A 24,401-nucleotide genomic window follows, 5' to 3' on the forward strand; every position below is an offset into this window, starting at 1 on the left:
GTACATGCATATAGCTATTCCTCGACAATAGCGGCCATCCGAGCCTTAGCGATTTGTATCAAGCCTTCCAGCTCATCCACTTCGTCCACGTTTGGACACGTCAATGGTGGGCGGACGGGGCCGGCTGGATGACCTACCAACCCCACCCCCGCCTTGACCAAACTCACGGAGTAACCGGGGCACCGGTCCCGTAGGTCTATGAATGGTAGGAAGAACGACTTTAGAAGGTCATCGACGAGAGTTTGATTCCCGGTCGCTACTGAGTCGTAAAACATGATCGCAATCTCCGGCACGAAATTGAACACTGCAGACGAATAGGTCGTGACGCCAGCCGACATATACGGCTTTGCCAAAACTTCTGCGGTAGGAACGCCGCCGACATAGACAAGTCTATCGCCTAAGCGGCTAACGATTTTAGACAGATTCAAGAGATCTCCGAAACCGTCTTTATATCCAATCAGGTTCGGGCATTGGCCGGCCAATGCTTCCAGCTGTTCAGCAGACAACCGGCTTTGTCCTCGGGCATAGTATATCACTCCGATGTCGATCGCTTCGCAGACCTTCCTGACATGCTCCGCCTGGCCGTTTTGCGGACTGCTGACAAGATAATGGGGCAGAAGGAGAATGGCATCCGCCCCTTCGGCCTCGGCCGCACGTGCCATTTCGATGGCCATGGAGGTTCCGTACCCGACACCGGCAATCACCGGTACAGAGCAGGATTGTACATCCACAGCAGTTTTCACGACCGCGCGGTACTCCTCCCATCCCAGCGAAAACAGTTCGCCTGTACCGCCGGCTGCGAAAAGTGCAGCAATCGAAAAGCTGCTCATCCATTCTATACGTCTTGCGTAACTGTCGGCGCTGAAAGAGCCGTCGGCTGCAAAGTCAGTCACAGGAAAGGACAGCAAGCCGCTGCCAATCGTGTTTTTTAACTCTTCTAAATCCACCACGTCCCCGCCAGATACCAACAAGCTTCACAACCACTAACAAGTTGTAATACATCTCTATCCATAGCTGTTGGATGGTCAAGCCATCTTAAGGTATGCGGAAAGGTCGACGACGCAAAAAAATTCAAATAATAGAGCGATTTCAACTACTAAAACAGAAATAAAAAAATGAGGTTGACGCAGAAAAACGGTTATAGATATAGTTGTATGATAAAAAACATGTCAGGCGGCATTTGCCTTCATGCCAATGAGCTGAAGCTACTAGGGGATCAATATGTCGAAATCGTGTAAGCTTGCACTTTTACTGGGCGCGTCTGCAATGGCTCTAGCCGGCCCATCGGTTGCTCAGGATGTGCCGGTCGAGGAAGAGGCGTCTTCCGACGTAATCATTGTTCGAGGCATAAAAAAGTCGGTTGCCGACTCGATCGACGTAAAACGCAACGCGACGCAACTCATTGATGCAATTTCTGCAGAGGATATCGGAAAACTTCCCGATGAAAACGTAGCGGAGGCGCTCCAACGGATCCCTGGCGTGCAGATCACGCGGACATTTGGCGAGGGTCAGGAGGTCTCCATTCGGGGATTGCCGCAAGTTCGCGTATCGGTGGATGGCCGAACCATTCTCGGCTATTCCATAAAGGTTTCCCCTCCTGAAAACGAGCGTCTTGGACGCTCCTCGGGTCTGGACATTGTACCTTCGGGGGTGTTCTCCAGATTGGAGGTCATAAAATCTCCGCAAGCTGATCAAGTCGAGGGCGGGCTCGGGGGAGTTGTGAATCTTGTCACGCCTTCGCCCTTCGATTTCGTCGAGCCAGCGATTGGGTTCAGTCTGGAAGGCGTTTACTCGGACGGGTCGGACAAGGTCGAGCCCGCCGGGTCCTTTTTCGCGGCGCGAAACTTTTTCAATGACCGCCTGGGATTTTTGCTCGCGGTCGATTATTCCGGCCGCACATCCACCATAGATGCAAACGAGCGGAACAACTTCCTGAACTTTTCTGTCGGCGACACCAATGGCGACGGCATGACCGATATCCGCCCAGACCGGGTCCGTATGGAGCGCATCATCACGGATCGCACCCGACTTGGTGTGAGTCTCGAGGCCCAACTTCAAGCTACCGATAACATTGTGCTATTTGCGGAAGGCCTATTCGCTTCCTTGGAAACGAACCGCCAGCAGCCAGGATTCCAGTATCGATGGGCGAATGCTTTCACTCCGACCGCGTATGACGGCAATGCCATCGTCGCCGGGGACGTTTCCGGTGGTCAATTCCTGACCCTCAATACGCTGCGCAATCAACCGACTGAGACCCGATTGTTTGCCTTGGGTGGGGACTATGAGGCTGGACGGATCAAGTTCGGTGCGGAGGCCAGTTACAGTGAGGGGACTGTAGACACCACGATCCAAAGTCCCATTCTGATCAGCAGAAGCTTCGATGCGTCCTTTGACTTTCGTGGCGGGGCTGTTCCCAGCTTGGTCTTTTCTGACCCTGCGGCGGTAGCCGACATCGGGAACTACGACTTTCTGCGAACCAGTCTCAATTCGTCCTTTGGCGAACTTGATGAAGCTGCAGTAAAAGCCGACCTCGAGGTTTCGATCGACGGAGGGTTCTTCCAGGCGGTGAAGGTCGGGGGGCGTTATCGAGATCTGGGTAACACATTCAATGCTTTCTCGGACAGGTTCACGGCCTTTGAGGTCAGCGAATTCGGCAGTGGCGTTACGTTGGTCAATAATGGTTTGCTTGAAGGGACAGGAGCGTCAATACCATCCGACTATCCCATATTGCCGATCCTGCCGTCTTCGTTTTACACCAATGGCGCGGCCACGCCCAACCGGACTCGCGACTACGACTTGTCGGAGAAGGCGACGGCCGTCTACGCGATGGTTGATTTCGAGAACAGTATCGGGTCCATTCCTTACGCAGGTAATCTGGGCGCTCGTTACGTTCATACGGACTTTAATGTGGAAACCTTCACGCGTCTTTCAGACGGATCCCTCACGCCTGTTGTCGATCAAAATGACTACGGAAATTTTCTCCCAAGTGCCAACGTCGCTTTCGATCTCGACGACGAGTTGAAGCTCAGATTCAGTGCGGCTCGTGTATTGCAGCGAGCGTCGACTGCCGATTTGGCGCCTTCGCTCTTCATCAACGAAGCTAACTTTACGGCGACAGGGGGCAACGCAGCGCTCGAGCCAACCCTTGCCAACCAATTGGACGCCTCGTTGGAGTATTACTTTGCGCCTGCCGGCCTCCTTTCCGCGGCAATCTTCTACAAGGATGTCTCGGATCTGGTGGCTAACGAAACGACCGAGCAGGTTTTCGAGGGATTCGAAGCGCTTGGCCCGATAAGCTCGGTCCGACCTGGTAACGTCGGAAGTGCGGAGATCGTCGGTTTCGAGCTTGTCTACCAGCAGGCCTTCGAGTTCTTGCCCGCTCCATTCGACGGCTTTGGTGTGATTGCCAATTACACTTACTCGGATGCAGAAGCATCCGACGTCAACGGCGACCCCCAGCCGGTTGTCGGCAACTCAGAAAACAGTTTCAACTTGATAGGGTACTATGAGAAAGGTCGTTTCAGCACGAGGCTTGCTTACAATTACAGGGACGAAGCGGCGTTCTCATTTACACAGGGTAGACCAGACTTCGTCGACGCGGTTGGCAACTTGGACTTCCAGCTTGGCTACGACCTAACTGACAACGTGTCCCTGTCGTTCAAAGCGATCAACCTCTTGCCGGACGATTCTGCAATCAACGAATATAGTGCCAGCAACTCGATATTACAGAACTCCTATGCGCTGGGCGAAAGCCGGTATTTCTTCGGCGTGAGAGGCCGTTTCTAAATCTTTCAACAGCGGCCAGCAGTACGAACTTTGAGGTGAAAGGAAGCGTCATGCCGACAAGACCATCGTTTCCTATGTGTTTTCCGACCTCAGTTACAGGCTAGAGCCATCATGAAAATGTTCTTACAAACAGTGTTCGGCGGCTTTCTGGTGTTGGCGTTCCTCCAACTTACGAACTGCACGCCGCTAACCAACTCGGTAGGCAGCGAACATAACGATGCGACTGTAGGATTTGAGAACTCGGGTGATGTCCGTCCAAACATAATCATCATACTTGTCGACGACATGGGCTATTCCGATTTCTCGAGCTATGGCGGGGAGATCCCGACGCCCAATATCGACCGTCTTGCCGAGAATGGTCTGCGTTTCACTCAGTTCTACAACAATGCAAGGTGCAGCCCGACCCGGGCTGCCTTGCTAACAGGCCTAAATCCGCACCAGGCCGGCATGGGGTATCTGGCAAATCGCATGAACCTTCCAGAGTCGCGTGGCACCCATGGCGTGCTTCATCCACGCTCTATAACGATTGCCGAAATATTGCAGGACGAGGGGTATTTCACGGCACTGAGCGGGAAATGGCACCTATCCTATGCCGCAGGTTCAGTTCCCGAGGATCGCGGCTTCGAGCGATCGCTGTCAGCTCACGATGGAGCAATATATTTTCCAGAACAGCGCGCTCATCCGAGTGTTGAAGAGAACAACCGCGGATACCTTCTACTGGACGGTGACAGGATCTCGACAGCCGACGAAATGTTTGGCGAAAATTGGTACGGCACCGAACTTTGGACGGAGTGGGGCATCGATTTCATAGCGGAAGCGGGCTCTCCGGATCAGCCCTTCTTTCTCTATCTATCCCACGTCACCCCCCACTTTCCTGTGATGGCGCGAAGTGAAGACATTGATCTGTTCAGAGGTCGTTACCTGCAAGGTTGGGACAAATTGCGTGAGGACAGGTTCGCTCGACAGAAAGAAATGAACCTAATCGATCCAGATACGGCTTTGCCAACACGCCTGCCCGACGTTCCGTCGTGGTCGGAGCTCACAACACCTGAAAAAGAGCGTTTCGACGCGATTATGTCTGTTTATGCCGGTGCAATCCACAGTCTTGACCAATCGGTAGGTCGTCTTGTCGATTATCTGGAGGATTCCGGTCAGTTAGAGAACACACTGATCCTCATTCTTTCCGACAATGGTGGAAATGCCGAAAGCGGACCTGACGGACGTGCGATCGGCAATGACCTCGGTGGGCCGAACAGCGACGTGTTCGTCGGTATGAATTGGGCAACGCTTCAGAATACCCCCTTCAGTTTTTTCAAGCATTTCACTGCGGAGGGAGGGATAGCAACGCCTATGATTGCTCACTGGCCCAATGGCATTGCGCCAGAGAGGCGTGGACATTTCGAGCGCTCACCCTCCCATGTGATAGATATCATGCCGACCATCCTCGATGTGAGCGGGGCAGACTACCCGGAAACGCGCAACGGAACGGAGATCCTTCCTTTTGAAGGTATCAGTTTGACACCTGCATTCAGAGGTGGAGTGCTTGACAGGAGCGAACCCCTGTTTTGGGAGCATGAGGGCAATCGAGCCATTCGAGATGGACGCTGGAAGGCCGTTATGCGTCTGGCGGGTGATTGGGAACTCTACGACATGGGTTCCGATCCGACGGAGTTGAATGACTTGGCTGATAGCGATCCTGAGAAAGTGCGGTCCATGGCCAAGGCGTGGGATCGTTGGGCAGAGCGCACTTATGTAGACGAGTGGCCGGAAACGGAGGCTCGAACCAATTGGGGAGGTCGAAAGCGAAAGTAGCTCTATTACCTACTCTGTCCGAGTTCGCGATTTACCCATTCCTCCATCACGAACACACACTATGTCGGCAATTAAAAGTCGTCCCAAGACCTCAGCGAAGTCAATTTTGAAATATGATGTGTTGTCATACAGGTGGATAAGTTGTATGACCAAATATTGAGGTAGTGATGATTTCCATGTTCGAACCATTGCCAAGAGTGCTGTTCCATGATGCGTTCGATGGAGGTCTCAATGGATGGACGCAGCTGATTGGCAATTACGACGGCGACTTGAAAAATATGCTGCCTGGATATCGCCCGATAATGCCACCAATGCTATCGAACTTGTCTCACTGGGATACAGGATCGCATGGCTCGCTGAGTGGAAACTACGCTCTCAAGATCGCCACGAAAGCGAAGCGCGATGTTGTCAGCGTTTCGCTGAAGCGTCTCACCTATAGGCATGCCGGCATTGTGCGGCTCGAATTCTATGCCACTGCAAAGCCTGAAGCTTCCGATCTTGCATTGTTGAAAACAAACCTGAAGTCTTTTGGCTTTCTTCTGGACACGCAGTCGGGCGAACAAGCACCCGAACCTGTGCGGGCAATGCCGCATTTGCGTTACCTGAATGCTGACAACGGCGGGCTGGTAGAGCGATGGCAGTACAAGCCGCATATGCCAGAGGTCGTGCAACTCGGAGACCGGGACGAAACCGTCAGTGTATTCCACCTTGAAGATGATGGCTGGATCAACCTTAAAGGTGGAGGCCAACGACTGTGCTACAATGAAATCGCAACGAAGGTGAATTGGCACTATTTTCGCTTCGATTTCGACCTAGATAACATGTCGGCTATTCACTTCCAGTGCAACGACCGTGTTTTTGATCTGTCTAACTTTCAGCCCATTGAAGTTCCTGCGATGCCCAATCTGTGGTGCATGCTGAACATATGTTTCTTCGTCGAGACCAATGCTAATGTCAGAAGCTATCTCTACATAGATTCTGTGTGCCTGTCGGGAGAGGCGTGATGCTTCGGCACAGTGCGACTTCGATTATTGTGCGCGACGAAACTTGGTCCGATGGCAGCCTTACCGAACCTTTCGAATTAGGATGGGCCAGCGAACTTCTCGTATTCGCCCTGGCAACTGATAATGGATCTGGGGCTGATGCCTTGGCTCATATCGAAATATCGCCCGATGGCTTAAATTGGGCGTGTGAAGGTAGTGTTATCCGGCTTCCATTGACCAAAGGAGATGTTGCATTTCTGCGTCTTTGCCACTTTGGGAATTGGATACGGCTGCGAATGATAGAGCAAAAAAACGTGCATCGTTTCGTACGCATCACTCTGCATGCGAAGTAAAAGGTTTTTTCGGATGAATGAATTTCGATTTCCGACTCGAAGCATGGTCGCTGGTCTGGAGTGCAATTCCGGAAGTGGTCGACTGTTTCGTGGTTTCAACCCCGCCACGGACAAAGAAATCGAACCGGCATTCGAGAGCGCTACATTAGCTGATGTCGATCAAGCGGCAAAATCTGCAAATGATGCATTCCCAGTCTTTCGTCGAAAATCATCCATAATAAGAGCCGGCTTCCTTGAGGCAATTGCATCCGAGCTTCAGTCGCTTGGCGATGTCCTAATTGATCGCACGATCGTTGAAACAGGCCTCCCTAGGCAACGGGTCGCGGGCGAACTCGCAAGAACCTGTGGTCAACTAGCGATGTTCGCTGACATGCTCCGTGAAGAGATGCATCTGCGCCGCCGTAGTGAGGACCCCCTTCCGGAGCGAAAACCTCAACCGCGACCAAGCCTGAAAGCATACATGGCGCCGCTGGGGCCTGTTGCGGTTTTTGGTGCCAGTAATTTTCCGCTCGCATTCTCGGTCGCTGGCGGAGACACAGCATCGGCACTAGCGGCCGGCTGTCCCGTCATCGTCAAGGCACACTCCGCCCATCCGGGCACGAGCGCACTGGTTGGCGACGCTATAGGGCGTGCGGTAGCAAGCTGCGGCTTGCCTCCCGGCGTATTCTCCCTGCTGTTTGACGACGCCTACACGATCGGCGAAGCTTTAGTCCGCAATCCCTATATCAAAGCGGTTGGGTTCACCGGCTCCCGGGCCGGCGGCGAAGCGCTCATGAAGATCGCCCAATCCCGAAAAGAACCAATTCCCGTTTTCGCGGAAATGAGCTCGATTAACCCCGTGGTAATTCTACCGGCGGCGTTAAAGTCAAACCCCATTGCGATATCGACTGAACTCAGTGCAGCCATGAGGCTCGGTGCTGGGCAATTCTGTACAAGTCCAGGCGTGGTTTTCGCAATCGAGGGTCCTGGCTGGGACGCGTTTGTAGGTCATCTCTCCGAGTCAGTGTCGAGTGCTGAGGAGCAAACAATGCTAACTCCGGAAATTGCAGCCAACTTCGTCCGAGGTGTGGATAAGCGATCTGGTATGATGGACGTTGACACCGTCCCTGGATCGACCGTTACACAAGGGTGCCAAGCAGTCCCAGTGGTACATATCGTCAATGGCGACAGGTTCAAGAATGACGGTAGACTACACGAGGAAATATTTGGTTCTGCGGTCCTGATCGTGAAATGCCAAAACCTCGAAGAAATCATCAACCTTCTAAGCGGAATGGAAGGCCAGCTTACGGTTTCCTTACATTTCGAGGAAGCTGATTACGACCAGGCCAAACAAGTCATATCGGTGGCTGAGTCGATTGCAGGAAGACTGATTGCCAACGGGTTCGGCACCGGCGTGGAAGTATCCCACGCAATGGTGCATGGCGGGCCATACCCTGCTACATCGGACAGCCGCAGCACATCTGTCGGGTCCTGGGCAATCGAACGATTTCAGCGCCCACTCTGTTATCAGAATTTCCCGATATCGCTTCTGCCCGAAGCCTTACACGGATCTGAACGCGAACACGGTGCTGCCGACGACGAAGAGGTGGCGTGATGTCATCCATTGTCACGGTCTCCGTCGCTGTATCTATCCATCGAGTGGACGCAAGCCGCTAACGTGGGTTTTTAGGAAACTGGGGAGAAAAACAAAATGAAAATTGCGGAGGAAAAAATGGACCTGTCAAAAGCACACTTGCACAATCGGTTACGAAAGCTGTTTGTCTGCGGTTTCGTTGTCAGTAGTGCCTTTGCATCGCCGGCCTATGCACAGAACACGGATCCTGAGCTTGAGTATCTTAGCTTCGAGAATTCATCAGTCATAGACCAAGATCCTAGTCCGAATGTCGGAAACAAGCGTTATTGGACTCTTGTAAACACACGAGACGGGGTAACATCGGAATATGATAACAACCATACGCCAGTCACTGATTTCTATATACAACGCGCCCTGATATGCTCTGATAGTTCGAACAATTGCGACAACCGTAAAGCGCGTTCTGGCGACAAGTTCTTCCGCATGCCGACTGCGGCCCAGGGGTCAAACTCCGATAAGACCAGGATGGAGTTCGCCGTCAGAGAGGATTATTTCAAGCACGGCGACGATGTGTGGATAGGGTTTTCTTTCCGTACGAGTCCGAACTGGAACAATGATAATAAGACCAGAAACAGCCAACTTGCTGCTGGTCCCGATGGCTGTGGGGACTTCGGTCATTCCATAACGCTATACTATTTCAAGAATCGGATCGAGCTCTGGCGAGCAAGTGGGTTAGGCGGAACAAGCTGCGGCACCGGAGGTGGATCAAACGCAAGAGTGAAAGTCGGAGAAGTGTCCATCGACAGAGACAAATGGTACGATTTTGTTATTAATTTCACGATTGATCCGACGTCATCCAGTAATGGTAAGATGAAGGCCTGGCTTAAAAAGTCATCCGATGGAAAATACGGCAACCCTTTTATAAATTACAATGGAGTAGTCGGTTGGACGGGAAATCCGGCAAACACTAAATATGAAACTCGTATTGGGCATTATGGTGCAACGTTTAGCGATGCTGTTTACATGGACTTCGATGAAATCCGTATAGGGAAGGTGAATGAAGCATCCTTCAACGTCGTGAATCCTGACTCAGATGGCGGAACGACGAAATATGTGCGTTTGGAAAATCTGGAACACCAGGACTCTCAAGGTGACGGAATGTGGTTGCAAGCCCTTTCTAACCCCGATGGAGCGAACTCGAATATCTGTCCTGTCTTTTCTACATACTACAGCACTCGCGGGATAGACGATTCCTCGACCGGCGACGCAACGCGATGGGACTTGATGGATGCAGGCAACGACGAGTTTTTCATCTATAACAAGAACAGACAGGCATATCTGATGCTCGCGGACGATGTGTCACCAGATGGAAGTGGCAATTCGAGTTGCGGTTCCATGGAAAGTATCGCCATAAACTCTGTTCCTTCATCATGTCTATCGGCGGCAGGGTCGCGAGTGAGATGGAAAGCTGTTCGTAGCCATGGCGAGTATTTTCGCATCGAGAGTGTTAAACGTCCAAATCACTGGCTGCAGATGATGTCACAGCAAGACATCGACACAAACGGCGGAAAGCAAGTGCGGTCCGTTGTCGACTGTCACACGGGCACATGGACACTTTGGAAGCAGGTTCCAGCTGGGAATTAGTATTTATCAAGCGTGTAACCTTTCCTGATTCGATACACCTTGCTGTTCCAGAAATTCTATATGGGCTAGGTATGGCAAGAATTAGTTCCCGGGCCATACTGCAGCAACTTCGTACAAGTTGGTGCTGTCGACCGACCGGAGATCTGGTCGGTCGATGCGACAAAGACCGGCCTGCGACAGAAGTTTGAAAGGCTTGTGTATCAAGACTTCCGACTGCCTCCTGCATATTCATGCCGTTCGCGACTTCGGTTGGAATCGTATGAAGCGGCATTTCGATAATAGAACTATGGAGTTAGCTCTAAGTGGTATTTCGCTTTGAGCGAACAGGTGTTCATTAAATTGTTTTTCCCATGCTGAGATAATATTCAGATGTTTACGCCAGATTTCAGCCTTCATGACCGTGTCGCTGTGGTAACCGGAAGCAGCTCAGGTATTGGACGAGCAATTGCTCTGGGGCTAGCGAATGCGGGGGCGCATGTGGTCCTTCACGGGCGCGACAAAGCCCTGCTTCGAGATGCTGTGACAGAATTCCTGGATGCCGGACATGTGGTTGCATCATGCGACGTGGATCTGGCACAGGAAGTCTCTGCGCAACGGCTTCTTGAGACTGCACTCACTTTGGGCTCTCCAGATATCCTGATCCTGAATGCGTCGATTGAAATTATAGAGACTTTAGATCAGGTCAGGCCGCAAAGTTTTAACGCGCAAGTTCGAGTCAATTATCAAGCTTCTGTAGAAATTATCCAGAGATTCGCTCCATATCTTGATAACAGCAAGTACGGTCGCGTAATTGCACTCGGGTCGGTCCAAGAGATCAGGTGTCGGGAGTCACACATGGTTTATGGCTCTCTAAAGGCCGCCCAGACGCATATGATTTTGACCTTGGCGCGTGAGCGAAGGGGAAGACCAACAACATATAATATCATCCGTCCAGGCGCTATCGAAACGGCACGAAACGAAGATAGGTTGCGAGATAGCGACTTTAGAAAATCTGTGGTCAAGGCTATACCTGTCGGTCGAATAGGCTTGCCCGATGATTGCGTTGGAGCTGCATTGCTCCTTGCTAGTGACGCAGGTGCTTATATCAATGGCGCTGTTCTTGATGTTGACGGGGGGCTGAAGTTATAAAGCGCGCACTCCAATCAGGAAGCCTTGAGGGGAAATAGAAAGTCTTTGTGCCTTAGAAGTTTGCTACAGCCGTGCCGGCTGCGGCAGCTTCCACCCTAAAGCCTTGCCTTTCATCCTGACGGCGTCGGCGGAGTGCGAGTTATGGACGTCGGGAGGCGAGCGCGGCTTGTCCTTACATAAGTATTTTAATATGTATAATCCTATACGAGAGAAGGCAGGTCTCATAGCTAGCCGTCATCGAAAATCCCGACTCGGAAATAGCTTCGCCGCTTGGCTGCGCGGATGGCGACTGGCCCCATGCGCATAGTAGGCCGTCACGTCCTTGCGGTCCTTTGACCGGTCCGTCTTCGGGTCCGCGCCCAGCGGATCGGGCTTGCCTTTGGGAGATTGTGGCTTCGGCACGTGCGAGGCGGCTTTGTCGCGCGCGATCGAGGTTGATGTCTGGACCGGTGACCGGACATGATCGGCATTGTCATGCGCTGGGTAGATAGGTTCGGCTTCAGCGCCGCCTGCCATACCGTCCAGCAAGTACGATAGATCCTCGATCCGTTCGGCGATCACATTGGTGACGATGCCTTCGCGCTGGAACGTGCCCGACACGCGCAGCAGTCGCCCCGCCATGACTTCTGCCCGGAACTTCGGGAAGACTCCATTGCCCCAGACGATGATGTTCGACGTGCCCGCTTCGTCCTCCAGAGTGAGGAAGACGACGCCGGACGCCGTGCCAGGACGTTGACGGCAGACGACTAGACCGCAGACTGTGATGGGACGCCCGTCCGGGTAGTCGCGGAGATGTTGGGTTTGAATACGGTTGCCGAGCTGCTTGTCGAGCAGTTCGATCGGATGAGTGCGCAGGGTCAGGCGCTTGGAGACATAGTCGGCATAGACCTGCTGCGTTTCGGTCAGGATCGCAAGCGCGACCTCGCCCCTCGGCAGACCTTCCCCGACCTCCGAGAAGAGCGGCAACGGGCCGCCGCGCGGCAGAGCTTTGACCTGCCAGAGCGCCTCGCGGCGGTTGAGGCCGTAGCCCGCAAACGCATCGGCCTGCGCCAGCTTGTTGAGGGCACGGTAAGACAGGCCCGCCCGACGCCAGACGGCATCGACCGAGCGGTAGCCGTTACCCCGGCAGGCCGTCAGCCACTTGGCTTCTTCTTCCGGCAGGCCTTTGATCTGGCGCAGCCCGAGCCTAACGGCGAGCTTGCCATTCCCGTCCGGCTCCAGGGTGCAGTCCCAGAAGCTGGCCTCCACGCAGGGCGGACGGACCTCTACATCGTGTCGCTGCATGTCCTGCACGATCTGGGCCGGCGCATAGAATCCCATCGGCTGGCTGTTGAGCAAGGCGCAGCCGAACACGTCCGGATGGTGGCACTTCAGATAGCAGGACACATAGACGATCAGCGCGAAGCTGGCGGCATGAGACTGCGGGAAGCCATAGCCAGAGAAGCCTTCCAGTTGGCGGAACACCCGTTCCGCGAAGTCACGCTCATAGCCGTTGTCGAGACAGCCCTGGATAAAGCGATCCTTGTGGATCTGGATGCGTCCCGGCCCCGATGAGGATGCGAGCGAGCGGCGCAGATGGTCAGCTTCGCTCGCCGAGAAGCCGGCCGCAATGGACGCGATCTCCATTGCTTGTTCCTGAAAGAGCGGAATGCCGAGCGTCTTCTCCAGCGCCGGTCGCAAAGCTTCGCTTGCATACTTCACCGGTTCTTCACCGCGTCGGCGCTTGAGGTAGGGATGGACCATGTCGCCCTGGATCGGGCCGGGCCGGATGATGGCGACTTCGATAATGAGGTCGTAGAAAGTGCGCGGTCGCATCCTGGGCAGGAACTGCATCTGCGCGCGGCTTTCGATCTGAAAGACTCCCAGCGTATCGGCCACGCAGATCATGTCGTAGGTGGCCGGATCCTCCTGCGGCACGTTCGACATATCGAGATCGATACCCTTCCAGCGTCGCAGCAGTTCGAACCCCTTGCGGACGCAGGTCAGCATGCCGAGCGAGAGGACATCGATCTTCATCATGCCCATCACGTCGATATCGTTCTTGTCCCATTCGATGATGGTTCGGTCTTCCATCGCCGCATTCTCGATCGGGCAGAGTTCGTCCAAGCGGCCATTGGTGATGACCAGCCCGCCCGAGTGTTGGGACAGGTGCCGCGGAAAGCCGATCAGCTGGTTCGCGAGTTGGAGCGTCAGGGCGATGCGGCGGGCATTCGGGTCGAGTCCGGCATAGGCCGCGCGCTCCGGTGTCAGACCGCCGTCGCGCCACCCCCAGATCTTGGACGAGAAGGCGCGAATGCTGTCTTCCGACAAGCCCAGCGCTTTGCCAACTTCGCCCAAAGCCGAGCGAGACCGGTAGTGACGCACGGTCGAGCAGATCGCGGCGCGGTGACGGCCGAACTTACCGAACACATACTGATAGACCTCCTCGCGCCGTTCATGCTCGAAGTCGACGTCGATGTCCGGCGGTTCGCCGCGCACATCTGAGATGAACCGCTCGAAAACCATGTTGATGAGGTCGGGGCTGGCATGGGTGATGCCGAGGGCGAAGCAGACCACGGAGTTGGCGGCCGAACCGCGACCTTGGCAGAGGATGCCGTCCCCGCTGGCATAGCCGACAATGTCCTGGACGGTCAGGAAGTAGGGCGCGTAGCCAAGCTTGGCGACGAGCGCGAGTTCCTTCTCGACCACGGCCCGCACCTTGAGCGGCACCCCGCCCGGATAGCGCCCACGCAATCCTTCTTCGGTCAGTTGGCGGAGCCGTGTGTCCGGATCGATGCCATTCAGCACTTCGTCCGGATATTGGTATTCCAGCTCGTCCAGCCGAAAAGTGCAGCGTTCCGCGATACGCAGTGTGTTGAGCAGGGCTCCGGGATAGTCCGCGAAGAGTTGCCGCATCTCCAGTTCGGAGCGGAGGCGGCGCTCGCCGTTCAGAAGCGCGTGTTGGCCGAGTTGGTCGACGGTCCGCTTTAAGCGGATCGCGGTGAGCGTATCGGCCAGGAGGCGGCGATTGCCTCGGTGCATCAGCACATTGCCTAGCGCAACGAGCGGCACGGACTTGATCGCCGCCAACTCGGCGACAATGCGGAAGCGGTCCTCGTCCCAGCCGTCAAAATAGGGCGAGACACCCAGATAGAAATCGGCCCCGAAGGCTCCGATCAGATGATCGACCCAGTTCTGCGACCGCACAGGGTCTTTCAGAATGACAACGGTCTCCGAGAGTCCGCTTAGGACATCGGCCATCTCGAGCTGGCAACCGCCTTTCTCCGCACGCCGCTTCCCGACGGTCAGCAGGCGCGCCAGCTTGGCATAGCCAGCGCGTGTCCTGGGATAGGCGAGCACTTCCGTCCCGCAACTTGTCACGATGCGCGAGCCGACGCGGAAGTCGAGACCGACATCCCTAGCGGCTGAGTAGGCCCGGACTATGCCCGAGAGCGAGTTGCGGTCGGCAACTCCGATCGCGCGCAGGCCGATCTCGTGTGCGCGCTCGACCAGCTCCGCCGGGTGGCTCGCGCCTGTCAGGAAGGTGAAGTTGGTCGTGATATCGAGTTCCACATAACTCATCTCCGGCGGTCCATCAGGCGCGAAGCCCTCTACGCACGAAGAAGAGAGAGGCGCGGCTCGCGCAGGAACTCGCCGCAGATATAGCAGCCATCATCCGGGTGCTTTGGGAAGACCATCAACCAGAAAAGACGGCCGCACTCGGTCCGAGCCCGCCAATAGTCGCGCACCCGGGCTTCGAACTTGGTGTTCGGATCGTCCCAATTGACCGGGCTGATCCGTTCCGGACCCTTGACCGTCACGACGCGGTAGCTGTCCCGTCGCCAGGTGAAGGCGTAGGGGGCGCGACCGGGACTGTCGACGCGGACGCGCTCGGGCGCAAACGCGATTTCGGGGCGGGGATAGGTTATCAGGTCCGTGGGCGGTGTCCAGTCGAGCGCATCGACGGCTGGGGCGAACATCATCTCGCGCTCTGGCGTATGGCCCGGTCCGGGGCGCGGCGTGTGCAGCCGGTCGAAGCCGATCCGGTTGCCGAGCGTGGTCAGTGTCTGGTCGACGGCCTCCTGCTGCGCCTGGGCGGCATTGCCCGCCTCGATCTGGTGTGGGTTGAAGAGGCCGGTGTCGAGCGCGAGCAGCCGCATCCAGTCCGCGCCGAACTCGATCTTGAGCTGATCCAGTGGCCGTGCGAACTGGCGCAGGATCGGCGTAACCGTCCGGGTCGGACTGGCAAAGCCGACGGACAGATGATGGTCGCCCGTATCGACGCAGCGGACCGTCAGTCGGAAGCCCCGGGCCGTGTAACCCTTGTCGCAAAGCTTCTGGCAAACGCGCTCGGCCAACCGTTCCAGAATGCCGGTCACGTCTTCAAGGCGGCCGATGGGCTCAGGCAGTGTCATGTTGGCGGCGAAGGTCGGGACGACAGCGCTAGGAACGACCGCGTCGTGGGTATGGCCGCGCAACTCATCCAGCGCGCTCGTCAGATGGACGGAAAAGCGCCGGGCCAGCTCGGCGGACTTGAACCGCCGCAGTTCGCCGATCGTGGTGACGCCAAGTCGGCGCAGGTCGGTTTCGATAGATGTCTTCAGATCCAAGGCGGCAACGGGCAAGCCATCAACCTGGGCATGCTCACGGTCGGGATCCGTTATGGTGATCGTTGACGTACCATGCCGCGCGAACCCCCGCGCCGCCCGGAGCGTGCTCGCAATGCCGATCCGGGTCACGACCGTCAGGTCTTCCGTCTCCCTCAGGATGAGTTCGGCCATCTGCTGCTCGCCTTCGAACAGATGCGCGCAGCCGGTAACGTCGAGGAGAAGTCCGTTAGGTGGATCGAGCGCAATGCGCGGCGAGTAGCGGTCCGCCCAGATGTGGAGCGCGCCCAAGAGCCGGGCCTCGCGAATATTGTCCTGCGGTTCTGTCAGCAGGTCGGGACAGCCTGCGTAGGCGTCCGCGACCGTGTCTCCCGGTTGGACTCGGGCCTTGCGTGCGTGATCATTGGCGCAGACAACCCGCTCCACATTACCGGTCTTGCGCGTCACGGCGAACGGTCCCCAGAGACACGGATCTTCGCGCCGCCGCCATCGATCAAGCGGCAGCTCCGGAAACCAGAGAGCGAGGGTGCGTCGTGAAACGGATGGGCGCATGAATAGGTGGGTTTTCCAAGGAAGGGCAGAGATCGGGCGGATGGATGAGATGTTCGGGCGGGTCGCCCCGCACGAACCAGGCGCGCGGGCGGCCGCGCTTGTTGCGGGTCAGGCTCCACACCCAGTCGGACTCGGCACCCTCTTCGCTCTCGCAATGCCATCGGGTCTGGCAGGCCGAAGACTGAGCGTGGCGTCGGATGAGGACGAGGCCGATCCCGCCGCCGACTTGTGCGGCGATCTGCAGGCGTCGGCTCTCGGACAGGTCCGGTCCCTTGTCGATGTCGATGATGACCGCACCCGCGCCGCGGCAGCGCAAGGCTTGCTCGGCCGCCCAGAGGGTCTCGTCGCGATTGGCGGTCTCGACCAGGATGAGGTGCGCCGGGTCAAAATAGGGGCGAAGGCTCCGGGCGCGGAGGCATCGAGACCGGCCCCCGATAGCGATCCAGAAAACCCGTCCTGTCGCTTTTGCAACAACGGCGAGGGCCAAGGACGTGCGAAGAGACCCCGTCACTTCGTGAACGCGGGCAGCGGCGATCGGCGCGGCGGAATCCAGCCGGATGCTGTCTTCATTGGCCGGGAAGTCCTGTCCGGAAACGAGCCCGACACGCGATCTTATGTCCTGCAGGGTTGACATAAGTTCGTGCTTTGTTCTCATTAAGATGAGCTCGTCAAGCAAAACAGGAATTTTATCCTAACTAGGCTGTGGGTATGTTCAGCTCCCGCAACATCTCAGGTCTGTCCGTATTTCATGTGAGAGATAGACAGCGAGGTTGACCTTACGCTCGCATATAGACAAAATTGACTGAGCTGGGACGAATGGAGGTCGCATGATGCGAACCAAATCTCTCGGTATTGTGTCCGCTTCGCTTTTATCCTTGCTGGCCCTGTCTTGCAGCGATGGGCCCGAAGACGAAGTCTCGGACGATGTGTTTCTCCAAGCGCTTCGTGACAGCTACGTAGATCGGAAAGCCTGTTCGCAGATTGGCACACGTCCGCGGGACGGTGTGATCGCCCAAGTCCCTTCCATCCGTTCAAATCCACAACTGGACGCTTTGGTGGATGCGGGCTTGCTGACGCGCCGCCAGGACGGCATCGGCTTGAATTACAGCCTGACCGATGCGATTCGGCCCTATCTGAAAAACGGGCAAAGTCTGGAGGGGGCTCCGAGTCTTTGCTTTGCAGATATCGAAGTGACTGGAATCGACAGTTTCACGGAGCCGACAGAGACCTTTGGATCGACCGTGTCGAACGTTCGCTTCACAACAGCACTCACAAACATCGAGCCTTGGGCCGCAAATGTTTTTGCGGGGACGGATTATCTTCCGTGGATCCAGGGTGAGCCGCGCGAGGGTGCGACAGACCTGATCCTTACGTCCAGCGGTTGGATCCCTCAGAGCGAGCTGCAAAAGTAGCTTAAAAGTTTGGGCGCCTCGCGCGTGCCGCGCGACCGGGCTCGCGTGAACGGAGCCTGCGCTTTGCTTGTCTCCGCCCTCCGGGCTTTCATCCCATGGCGCGCCGGGCATCGGCCCGGCACAGCGGGCCGCTCATGCGGCACAGACCTAGACCACAATCGTCACGACATTGACAGCCATGCAGACGGCGCTGACGCGCCGGCTCTTTTGGGTGGGTTTCCCTCGGCAGACGGGGGTGGGCGACCGGCAGGGATGGCACGGGGCGGTCGGCGCGCAAGGGCGTCGGGACTGAACATCGTTTCATATGTCTGTGCCTGCCTACCTGTACCCTTGCGCCCCGCCCTGATGCCCCGCGCCTGACCTGCCTCTTCGCCGCCCACCCCCGCCTGCCGGGGGAAACTGCGCAGGGCGGGACAGAGAAGGATGCGACATGGCCCCACGACCCCACACCGACCCGCTTTCCGAGACCCCGGAGTTGCCGCCTTGCGGCGGCGGCGCTGGCGCGCCCCCTATGCCTCTCCCCTCTGGCGCGGGCGCGCCAGCCACGGGCGGGCCATCAATGGGAGGGTCTGCGCGCGAACCCGCGCACCCCGGCGGTGAGCGCCCGGCCATCTATGTAGCGTGTCTGGCCAGCTACAATGGCGGCACTCTGCACGGTCGCTGGATTTGGGCGGAGGACGCCGACGAGATGCGCGCGGACACCTGCGCCATGCTCGCGGCCAGCCCGGAGCCGGGGGCGGAAGAATGGGCCATTCACGACCATGCTGGGTTCGAGGGCGCGCGGATCGAGGAATATCAGAGCTTCGAGAGCGTGGCGGAGATCGCGGCCTTCATCGAGGAACGCGGCGCGTTGGGCGCGAAGGTATTGGAACATTACGGCCAGGACTTGAACGACGCGCGCAAGGCGTTGGAGGACTATCGCGGCGAATATGAGAGCCTCGCGGACTATGCCGAGGAATTGACCGCCGAGTGCGGCCCAGCCGTCCCGGAGAGCTTGCGCCACTACATCGACTATGCGGCGATGGGCCGGGACATGGAAATCAACGGCGATGTGTTCACCGTCGAGACGGGCCATGCCGAAGTCCACGTTTTCGGAGGGCGCTAGGATGTCACTCCCAAAAAGCGAATGCACAGACTCGCGCGTCTGGAAAGAAGCCAACTGCCCGAACGGATATGAAGCGAAGCATATCTCGGAAGTCCGGGTTGGCGACATCGTCCTGCACCCGGACGGGAATGAGCGCACGGTCTGCGCTGAAAACTTCACGCGCGACCCGTTCATGGGCCTGTCCCTGTTCGGAAGTAGCCACAAGTCGGGTTTGGAACCCGTTTTCGTGAAGCTCTTGCCCTCCCCGAGGGCCACGACATGACCTTCCGCGAGAGCTTCGACGCCTACGTCTGCGAAGGCGACGTCATCACCACCGAGGTGGACGGCTTCACCGTGACGGCGCGCATCGTGCGTGACGTCACCCCCGACGCCCCTGACAAGCGCCAAGATGGATTTTGGCCGACACTGGACCCGCAGGACGCCGGATATATCGGTGCGGGCAAGACCGACGCCGACCTAGAGACCGCAAAGGCGAGAGCCAAAAGCGTCATGGACGCTTGGGAAGCGGACGATTGGTTCTATTGCGGCATTGTCCTGACGGTTAGCCGCGCGGGCATCATTCTGGACGGCCACGCGGCGAGCCTGTGGGGTATCGAAGCTAATTACCCCGATAGCAACAACGCCTAACTGACCGAAGTTGCGAAAGAGCTTTTGCCCGAAGCAGTGGAGGCCGCGCGTTCCGCGCTGGCGATACTATGCGCCGGGTCTGGCTTTGTGGATGCGGTGGCGTTCGCATGACCAGCGCGAACCAGAACACGAGCGGCGCGGCGGAGCCGACGCCGATGATGGCGCAATATCTCGCCATCAAGGACGAGGCCGGAGCGGATACGTTGCTGCTCTACCGCATGGGCGACTTCTACGAAGTTTTCTTTCGGGACGCCGGGCGGATGGCGATGGCACTGGACATCGCCTTGACCCGGCGCGGCAAGTATCGCGGCCAGCCGATCCCGATGGCGGGCGTCCCCGTCCATGCGTCGGAAACCTACATCGCGCGACTTGTCAAGGCGGGCTTTCGGGTTGCCATTGCCGAACAGACGGAAGACCCGATGGACGCCAAGCGGCGCGGACCCCGCGCCGTGGTCCGGCGCGAGATCATCCGTATCGTGACGCCGAGCAATACGCCGGAGCCTGTTGCCACACCCCTACAGACGGAGACGACCGAGGAAGGCGAGCAGACGCTTGTTCACGGCGTCCGGCCCGTCACGCTGGGCGAGCGCCTGACCGCGAGAACCCGCCACCCTTCACGCCCGCGACGGAACCCCGCCGCGCGGCAACTCCCATGTGACCTTGGCCTCTTTGATGAGGTGGGCCGAGCGCAGACTGACCTGTTGGACCTCATCGACCAGATGGAGACCCAACCATGACCGCACCCCAAGTAAAGACCCGTCCGCAACGCGCGGCCAAGCCTGCCGCCAAGGCGAGAACCCGGAGCAGAGCGAAGGCAAAGCCCACTGCCAAACCCACGCCCAAACTGCCTCAGCCCCGTCTTGTAGCGCCCAGTGGCGACAAGACCATTCAAATAATAGACATGAGCGACTTGCATGTCAGCACCCTGAACATGCGCCACGGCGAGGACGCGCCGGACATTGACGACCTTTATCCCAGCGTTCTGGCATCAGGCGTCAATCAGTCCCTGCTCGTGCGCAAGGAGGGCAAGGGCTACGGCGTCATTGCCGGACGGCGCAGACTGTTCGCCTTGCGCCGCAAGGCGGAGGAGACGGGCGCGAGCCTATCCGCGCCGTGTCTCGTCATGCAGTCGGGCGACGATGTCGCCGCCATGGAAGCCTCGCTCTTGGAGAATGTCGCGCGCCTGCCATCGACAGAAATGGAGCAGCTTGCGGCGTTCAAAGCGCTGGCGGACGCGGGCGAGACGGCGGAGAGCATCGCCACGACCTTTGGCCTGACGGCCTTGCGCGTGAAGCGAGTGCTGGCACTCGCCAATGTCCACGCCGACATCCTCGCCCTGTATGAGGCCGAGGAGATCAGCCATCGCAGCCTGCGCTATATGACGATGGCGACGGCAGAGCAGCAGGCGGCGTGGTTGGAACTCTGGCGCGGCGACGACTACGCGCCGCAGGAAAGCTACCTCAAGGACTGGCTGACGGGCGGGGCGAGCATCGAGACAAGCGCGGCCCTGTTCAGCCTTGAGGACTATCCCGGCAACATCATCAGCGACCTGTTCGGACGCGAGGAGGGCAGCGGCTACTTTCAGGATGCTGATCTGTTCTGGGAGCACCAGAACCGGGCCATCGCCGCCAAGGCCGACGCGCTTCGCGCGGACGGCTGGGGCAATGTCACCGTGCTGGAACGCGGCGAGAGCTTCCCGAACTGGGACTACGGCAAACGCACGAAGGAAGCGGGCGGGCACGTTTTCATCGAGGTCGGGCATGACGGTTCGGTCAACGTCCGGGACGGCCTGCTGCACAAGCGGGACATCGCTCGCATCGACGCTATCGTCCGACCGAACGACACGAGCGCCAAGGCTGCTAGCGCGATGGCGAAGCCGGAGATGAGCGGCCCTGTCGCGGAATATGTCCGCCTTCACCGCCACGCCGTTGTCAGCGCGAGCCTGCTGGACGCGCCCGGCGTGGCCCTGCGGGTCGCGGTCGCGCATATGCTGGTCGGGAGCGACCGTTGGACGTGCGAGCCGACCAAGACGACGAGCCGGAAGGAGACCACGACCGAGAGCGTGGCGGCGAGCGTGTCATCCGCACGGCTAGCAGAGGAGCGCCAGACAGTGTTCGACAGCCTCGGTCTGACAGAGGAAACGGCGTATTACGGCGAACCGAAACACCTTGCCCAAGGCGACTTCGCCACTGTGTTCGCGTCCCTGCTGACGCAGGACCATGCCACCGTCATGCGGGTGCTAGCCCTTGCGATGAGCCAGACACTGTCGTCGGACGAGGCCGTCGTGGAGGCTGTGTGCATGGCGACCGAGCCGGACATGGACGCGCTCTGGTCGCCGGATGACGCCTTCTTCGACATCCTGCGCGACAAGCGGGTCCTGAACGCCATGCTGCGCGAAATCGGCGGAAAGAGGCTGGCGGACAGCATGGTCAGCGAGCCGGGCACGAAGCAGAAGACGGCCTTACGCAACCGCATCGCAGGGGTCGGCGTGACGCCGGAGGAGGCCAAGCCGGATTGGCGTCCGCGCTGGATGCAGACGCGACCCGGTTGGTATGTGGAGCGCCGCACTTGCCCACCCGCGCAGGCGGCAGCCAAGCTGCCAAAGGTAGCGAGCTAACGCTCGCGCCATAGTTCCAGCACACGCTCTCCCCCGCTGTGCTGGGACACTCCCGCTTCTCTCGGCAGGTGAGACGTGGGTGGGCCGCGCCCGCTGGGCGCGGTCTTTTTGTCGGGCGCATCGTGTCGGTCGGCTGATAAACGAGGGATTGCCGAGCGCCCAAGGCGACCGCCCGGCGGGATGCCAGGCGGTCTATGTCGGTCGAGTTAGGCCATGACGTCCGAACCCAGAGCAGGGGCAAAGCGGTCGTCATTATCCTTCACAGGCACGGGTTGGAGCAGGCCGTGAGAGAGCCGATGGCGCGGTCGGTCAAGATCAGGGAGGTGGCAGCCCTTGCCCAAGCTCTGCACCGCATTCTATCCAGACCGCGACCTATCGATCCCCGCAATCTTGCCACCTGCCAGAACCCGGAAGTCGGGCAGGCTGGGCATTGCTTCAGTCTTGCGGCCATTGTCGACGATGCGGATGGGATGGCAGGGGGTTAGCACGCTGACATCCGCATGACCTCATATTTGGTGCCAGTAGGTTGCAACGTCGAGCCGCCGAGAGCGCCTGCCACGGCCCACATCACCACATGACACTCTTTACGCTACTGAGTCCCCAATGCCCTGTTGTCACCTTTGACCTAAGCGCCACGTCAGGCCCGGCCAACCGGGCTGGGCCACTGATTTCCCCTGCGCCCCGAAGAGGGGCGCATTCCTCGCGAAACAAATCAGCGTCACATCCCGGTCCTCCACTGCGTTCCGGCCGCAAGCGGTGACCGGACCTGCCGCGCCGCTCTTAACGGTCGGCGTCAACAGGGCATCGGGTCCTCGCGACATCAACATATGGAGATATGAACCATGGCAAACGCACTCGGCTACGTCACAACCACCGACACCGGATATGAGGGCACGCTCGCAATGCTGACCCTGTCCACGCCCATCCGCATCGTCGCCAACGACCGCAAGACGCGACCCAGCCAACCCGACTTCCGGGTTCTGGCCGGCGGCAAGGGCGCGGAGATTGGCGCGGGCTGGATGAAAACGGCGGAGAGCTCGGGCAAGGACTACCTGTCCCTGACCCTGGCCGACCCCGCCATCGGCCCCAGCAAGGTCTACGCCAACCTCGCACCCGTGAAGGACGATGACGACCGCTTCGTCATGCTCTGGAACCCCAAGTAAGGCCCAGACCGGACCGACACAGACCACCCGGCATCCCGCCGGGCGGTCGCTTCGTGCTAACTTTTAGGGATATGGCAGGGACGCGCTGCTCCACATTTATCGACACCGCACTGACTCCATTTCACCTTGTGCCTTTACTTTTGTAGGAAAGTGTTCCTATTTTGTTCTCGGGGCTAGAGTCATTCCGACTTGAGGCAAATGTATGGAGAATAGACCGGAAATCATCATGTCGGATGCGGCTTGGGCTTGGGAAGGTCTGCGACGCAATCCTGGCTATAGGAGGGCATGGGATTGCCATGTCGGTGACTTACCGACGATCTGCGATGGGCGAGCGAGTTTGCGCTATCTAAGGCTCGACAAGCCTTATCTCGAAGCGGAGACATTCGGCCTCGTCGCCTTTGCAGACCCGGATCACTGCGCTAGCGAAGTGCCCGTCATATGGCTTCCAAATCTCCTCAAGAGAACATTGGAAGTTCATCTCTCCGTCTCTGGTGAGCCCACTGCCGAAGGTTTCTCACTGGACTCACTCAAGTGTTGCCCGACCGTCCTGGATGCCTCTGACGGCCAGAGGCACGTTCGTCTTGGCGGACATGATTTTTGGATACAGATGGTCAGTGAGGATCTGGTCGAGCTGGACGACAATACGCAGATCGAGGTGCGGTTGAAAGGCAGAGAGTGCTTCCGCGAGCGTATCGTCAGCGTCGAACAACTCTTTTCGCTGCACCGTGCAGGTGACGGAAACCCGACACCTGCCAAGCGTCCTCCTAATCGTGCAAAGCTGATGGAAGGTCTGCTGGCTTACGATGTCGGCGGCGCATCGGGACGGCGCGGGAGCCTCAAGGACATTGCCATCGCGATCTTTGGTGAGGAGCGCATCGACCGGGAATGGTCCTCGAACAGGTCGCTCAAGAACCACGCCGTGCGCGCCCGCGACAGAGGCCGGGCTTTCGTCAGGGACGGCTATCGCGACTACCTGCGCAAGGCGGCCTTCTAGGGGGGGTATCGGAATTGAGACTCCGGGTTTCGGCACTCCCGTCCACCTCTAAAATAGGAATATAGT

Annotated in this window: 18 protein-coding genes; 14 read left to right on the top strand and 4 right to left on the bottom strand. The window is 58.0% G+C overall.

The genetic code is table 11. The features are described 5' to 3' along the window. Positions 1–14: 14 nt before the first annotated feature. Positions 15–947 (bottom strand): 5-dehydro-4-deoxyglucarate dehydratase, encoded by a 933-nt coding sequence (gene kdgD / locus Q0718_RS08625; protein ID WP_366523855.1) that lies wholly within the window; start codon positions 945–947, stop codon positions 15–17. A 274-nt stretch (positions 948–1,221) separates the two neighbouring features. On the opposite strand from kdgD, the gene Q0718_RS08630 reads away from it, so the two are divergent. From Q0718_RS08630 to Q0718_RS08655, 6 genes are all read left to right on the top strand, one after another. Beyond that, entirely contained in the window at positions 1,222–3,786 is a 2,565-nt protein-coding gene (locus Q0718_RS08630) for a TonB-dependent receptor (protein ID WP_298916406.1), read from the top strand. 111 nt (positions 3,787–3,897) lie between these two features. Then, positions 3,898–5,598: an arylsulfatase gene (locus Q0718_RS08635; RefSeq protein ID WP_298916409.1), complete on the top strand. Its 1,701-nt coding sequence runs from the start codon at positions 3,898–3,900 to the stop codon at positions 5,596–5,598. 167 nt (positions 5,599–5,765) lie between these two features. Next, positions 5,766–6,602 carry a DUF6772 family protein gene (locus Q0718_RS08640; protein ID WP_298916412.1) on the top strand — a complete coding sequence of 279 codons (837 nt, stop codon included), beginning with the start codon at positions 5,766–5,768 and terminating at the stop codon, positions 6,600–6,602. A 345-nt stretch (positions 6,603–6,947) separates the two neighbouring features. Continuing rightward, positions 6,948–8,528 carry an aldehyde dehydrogenase (NADP(+)) gene (locus tag Q0718_RS08645; protein WP_298916415.1) on the top strand — a complete coding sequence of 527 codons (1,581 nt, stop codon included), beginning with the start codon at positions 6,948–6,950 and terminating at the stop codon, positions 8,526–8,528. Between the two features lie 96 nt (positions 8,529–8,624). Continuing rightward, positions 8,625–10,151, top strand: a complete 1,527-nt coding sequence (locus Q0718_RS08650; RefSeq protein WP_298916418.1) for a heparin lyase I family protein — start codon at positions 8,625–8,627, stop codon at positions 10,149–10,151. Positions 10,152–10,520: 369 nt separating this feature from the next. Then, positions 10,521–11,279 carry an SDR family oxidoreductase gene (locus tag Q0718_RS08655; RefSeq protein WP_298916421.1) on the top strand — a complete coding sequence of 253 codons (759 nt, stop codon included), beginning with the start codon at positions 10,521–10,523 and terminating at the stop codon, positions 11,277–11,279. A 234-nt stretch (positions 11,280–11,513) separates the two neighbouring features. Here the strand turns inward: Q0718_RS08655 and Q0718_RS08660 are convergent, their stop codons facing one another. Genes Q0718_RS08660 through Q0718_RS08670 form a run of 3 tightly spaced genes read right to left on the bottom strand, consistent with a single transcriptional unit; the run spans position 11,514 to position 17,051 of the window. Continuing rightward, complete coding sequence (locus tag Q0718_RS08660) at positions 11,514–14,840, bottom strand: error-prone DNA polymerase (protein WP_298916424.1); 3,327 nt, start codon at positions 14,838–14,840, stop codon at positions 11,514–11,516. A gap of 29 nt (positions 14,841–14,869) precedes the next feature. Next, the gene (locus Q0718_RS08665) at positions 14,870–16,417 is read right to left on the bottom strand and encodes a hypothetical protein (RefSeq protein ID WP_366523842.1); all 1,548 of its coding nucleotides are present in this window, start codon (positions 16,415–16,417) and stop codon (positions 14,870–14,872) included. Next, positions 16,359–17,051 (bottom strand): hypothetical protein, encoded by a 693-nt coding sequence (locus tag Q0718_RS08670; RefSeq protein WP_298916430.1) that lies wholly within the window; start codon positions 17,049–17,051, stop codon positions 16,359–16,361. The genes Q0718_RS08665 and Q0718_RS08670 overlap by 59 nt, the downstream gene beginning before the upstream one ends. A 193-nt stretch (positions 17,052–17,244) precedes the next feature. Here Q0718_RS08670 and Q0718_RS08675 point away from each other — a divergent pair, with 193 nt between their 5' ends. The 8 genes from Q0718_RS08675 to Q0718_RS08710 all read left to right on the top strand — a co-directional run bounded on the left by Q0718_RS08675 (position 17,245) and on the right by Q0718_RS08710 (position 24,335). Continuing rightward, a complete protein-coding gene (locus Q0718_RS08675; protein ID WP_298916433.1) occupies positions 17,245–17,829 on the top strand; it encodes a hypothetical protein in 585 nt (194 codons plus the stop codon). Positions 17,830–18,388: 559 nt separating this feature from the next. After that, on the top strand, positions 18,389–18,934 hold the full coding sequence (locus Q0718_RS08680; protein ID WP_298916436.1) for an antirestriction protein ArdA: 546 nt from the start codon (positions 18,389–18,391) through the stop codon (positions 18,932–18,934). A gap of 1 nt (position 18,935) precedes the next feature. After that, positions 18,936–19,196, top strand: a complete 261-nt coding sequence (locus tag Q0718_RS08685) for a hypothetical protein (RefSeq protein ID WP_298916439.1) — start codon at positions 18,936–18,938, stop codon at positions 19,194–19,196. Beyond that, positions 19,193–19,561, top strand: coding sequence for a hypothetical protein (locus tag Q0718_RS08690; protein ID WP_298916443.1), 369 nt, complete (start codon positions 19,193–19,195; stop codon positions 19,559–19,561). Before Q0718_RS08685 ends, Q0718_RS08690 begins: the two co-directional genes overlap by 4 nt. Before the next feature lie 107 nt (positions 19,562–19,668). Further along, positions 19,669–20,298, top strand: a complete 630-nt coding sequence (locus tag Q0718_RS08695; RefSeq protein WP_298916446.1) for a hypothetical protein — start codon at positions 19,669–19,671, stop codon at positions 20,296–20,298. A 164-nt stretch (positions 20,299–20,462) separates the two neighbouring features. Beyond that, positions 20,463–22,178: a ParB/RepB/Spo0J family partition protein gene (locus Q0718_RS08700; protein WP_298916448.1), complete on the top strand. Its 1,716-nt coding sequence runs from the start codon at positions 20,463–20,465 to the stop codon at positions 22,176–22,178. A gap of 842 nt (positions 22,179–23,020) precedes the next feature. Continuing rightward, positions 23,021–23,341, top strand: coding sequence for a DUF736 domain-containing protein (locus tag Q0718_RS08705; RefSeq protein WP_298916450.1), 321 nt, complete (start codon positions 23,021–23,023; stop codon positions 23,339–23,341). A gap of 202 nt (positions 23,342–23,543) precedes the next feature. After that, positions 23,544–24,335 carry a DUF2285 domain-containing protein gene (locus Q0718_RS08710; protein ID WP_298916453.1) on the top strand — a complete coding sequence of 264 codons (792 nt, stop codon included), beginning with the start codon at positions 23,544–23,546 and terminating at the stop codon, positions 24,333–24,335. Positions 24,336–24,401: the final 66 nt, after the last annotated feature.

This window comes from uncultured Algimonas sp. (genome assembly GCF_947498175.1).
Taxonomy (GTDB): domain Bacteria; phylum Pseudomonadota; class Alphaproteobacteria; order Caulobacterales; family Maricaulaceae; genus Litorimonas.

Coding starts and splice junctions, on each gene's coding strand:
- Q0718_RS08630 (WP_298916406.1), top strand. CDS start 1,222: ATGTCGAAATCGTGTAAGCTTGCACTTTTACTGGGCGCGTCTGCAATG.
- Q0718_RS08635 (WP_298916409.1), top strand. CDS start 3,898: ATGAAAATGTTCTTACAAACAGTGTTCGGCGGCTTTCTGGTGTTGGCG.
- Q0718_RS08640 (WP_298916412.1), top strand. CDS start 5,766: ATGATTTCCATGTTCGAACCATTGCCAAGAGTGCTGTTCCATGATGCG.
- Q0718_RS08645 (WP_298916415.1), top strand. CDS start 6,948: ATGAATGAATTTCGATTTCCGACTCGAAGCATGGTCGCTGGTCTGGAG.
- Q0718_RS08650 (WP_298916418.1), top strand. CDS start 8,625: ATGAAAATTGCGGAGGAAAAAATGGACCTGTCAAAAGCACACTTGCAC.
- Q0718_RS08655 (WP_298916421.1), top strand. CDS start 10,521: ATGTTTACGCCAGATTTCAGCCTTCATGACCGTGTCGCTGTGGTAACC.
- Q0718_RS08660 (WP_298916424.1), bottom strand. CDS start 14,840: ATGAGTTATGTGGAACTCGATATCACGACCAACTTCACCTTCCTGACA.
- Q0718_RS08665 (WP_366523842.1), bottom strand. CDS start 16,417: ATGCGCCCATCCGTTTCACGACGCACCCTCGCTCTCTGGTTTCCGGAG.
- Q0718_RS08670 (WP_298916430.1), bottom strand. CDS start 17,051: ATGTCAACCCTGCAGGACATAAGATCGCGTGTCGGGCTCGTTTCCGGA.
- Q0718_RS08675 (WP_298916433.1), top strand. CDS start 17,245: ATGATGCGAACCAAATCTCTCGGTATTGTGTCCGCTTCGCTTTTATCC.
- Q0718_RS08680 (WP_298916436.1), top strand. CDS start 18,389: ATGGGAGGGTCTGCGCGCGAACCCGCGCACCCCGGCGGTGAGCGCCCG.
- Q0718_RS08685 (WP_298916439.1), top strand. CDS start 18,936: ATGTCACTCCCAAAAAGCGAATGCACAGACTCGCGCGTCTGGAAAGAA.
- Q0718_RS08690 (WP_298916443.1), top strand. CDS start 19,193: ATGACCTTCCGCGAGAGCTTCGACGCCTACGTCTGCGAAGGCGACGTC.
- Q0718_RS08695 (WP_298916446.1), top strand. CDS start 19,669: ATGACCAGCGCGAACCAGAACACGAGCGGCGCGGCGGAGCCGACGCCG.
- Q0718_RS08700 (WP_298916448.1), top strand. CDS start 20,463: ATGAGCGACTTGCATGTCAGCACCCTGAACATGCGCCACGGCGAGGAC.
- Q0718_RS08705 (WP_298916450.1), top strand. CDS start 23,021: ATGGCAAACGCACTCGGCTACGTCACAACCACCGACACCGGATATGAG.
- Q0718_RS08710 (WP_298916453.1), top strand. CDS start 23,544: ATGGAGAATAGACCGGAAATCATCATGTCGGATGCGGCTTGGGCTTGG.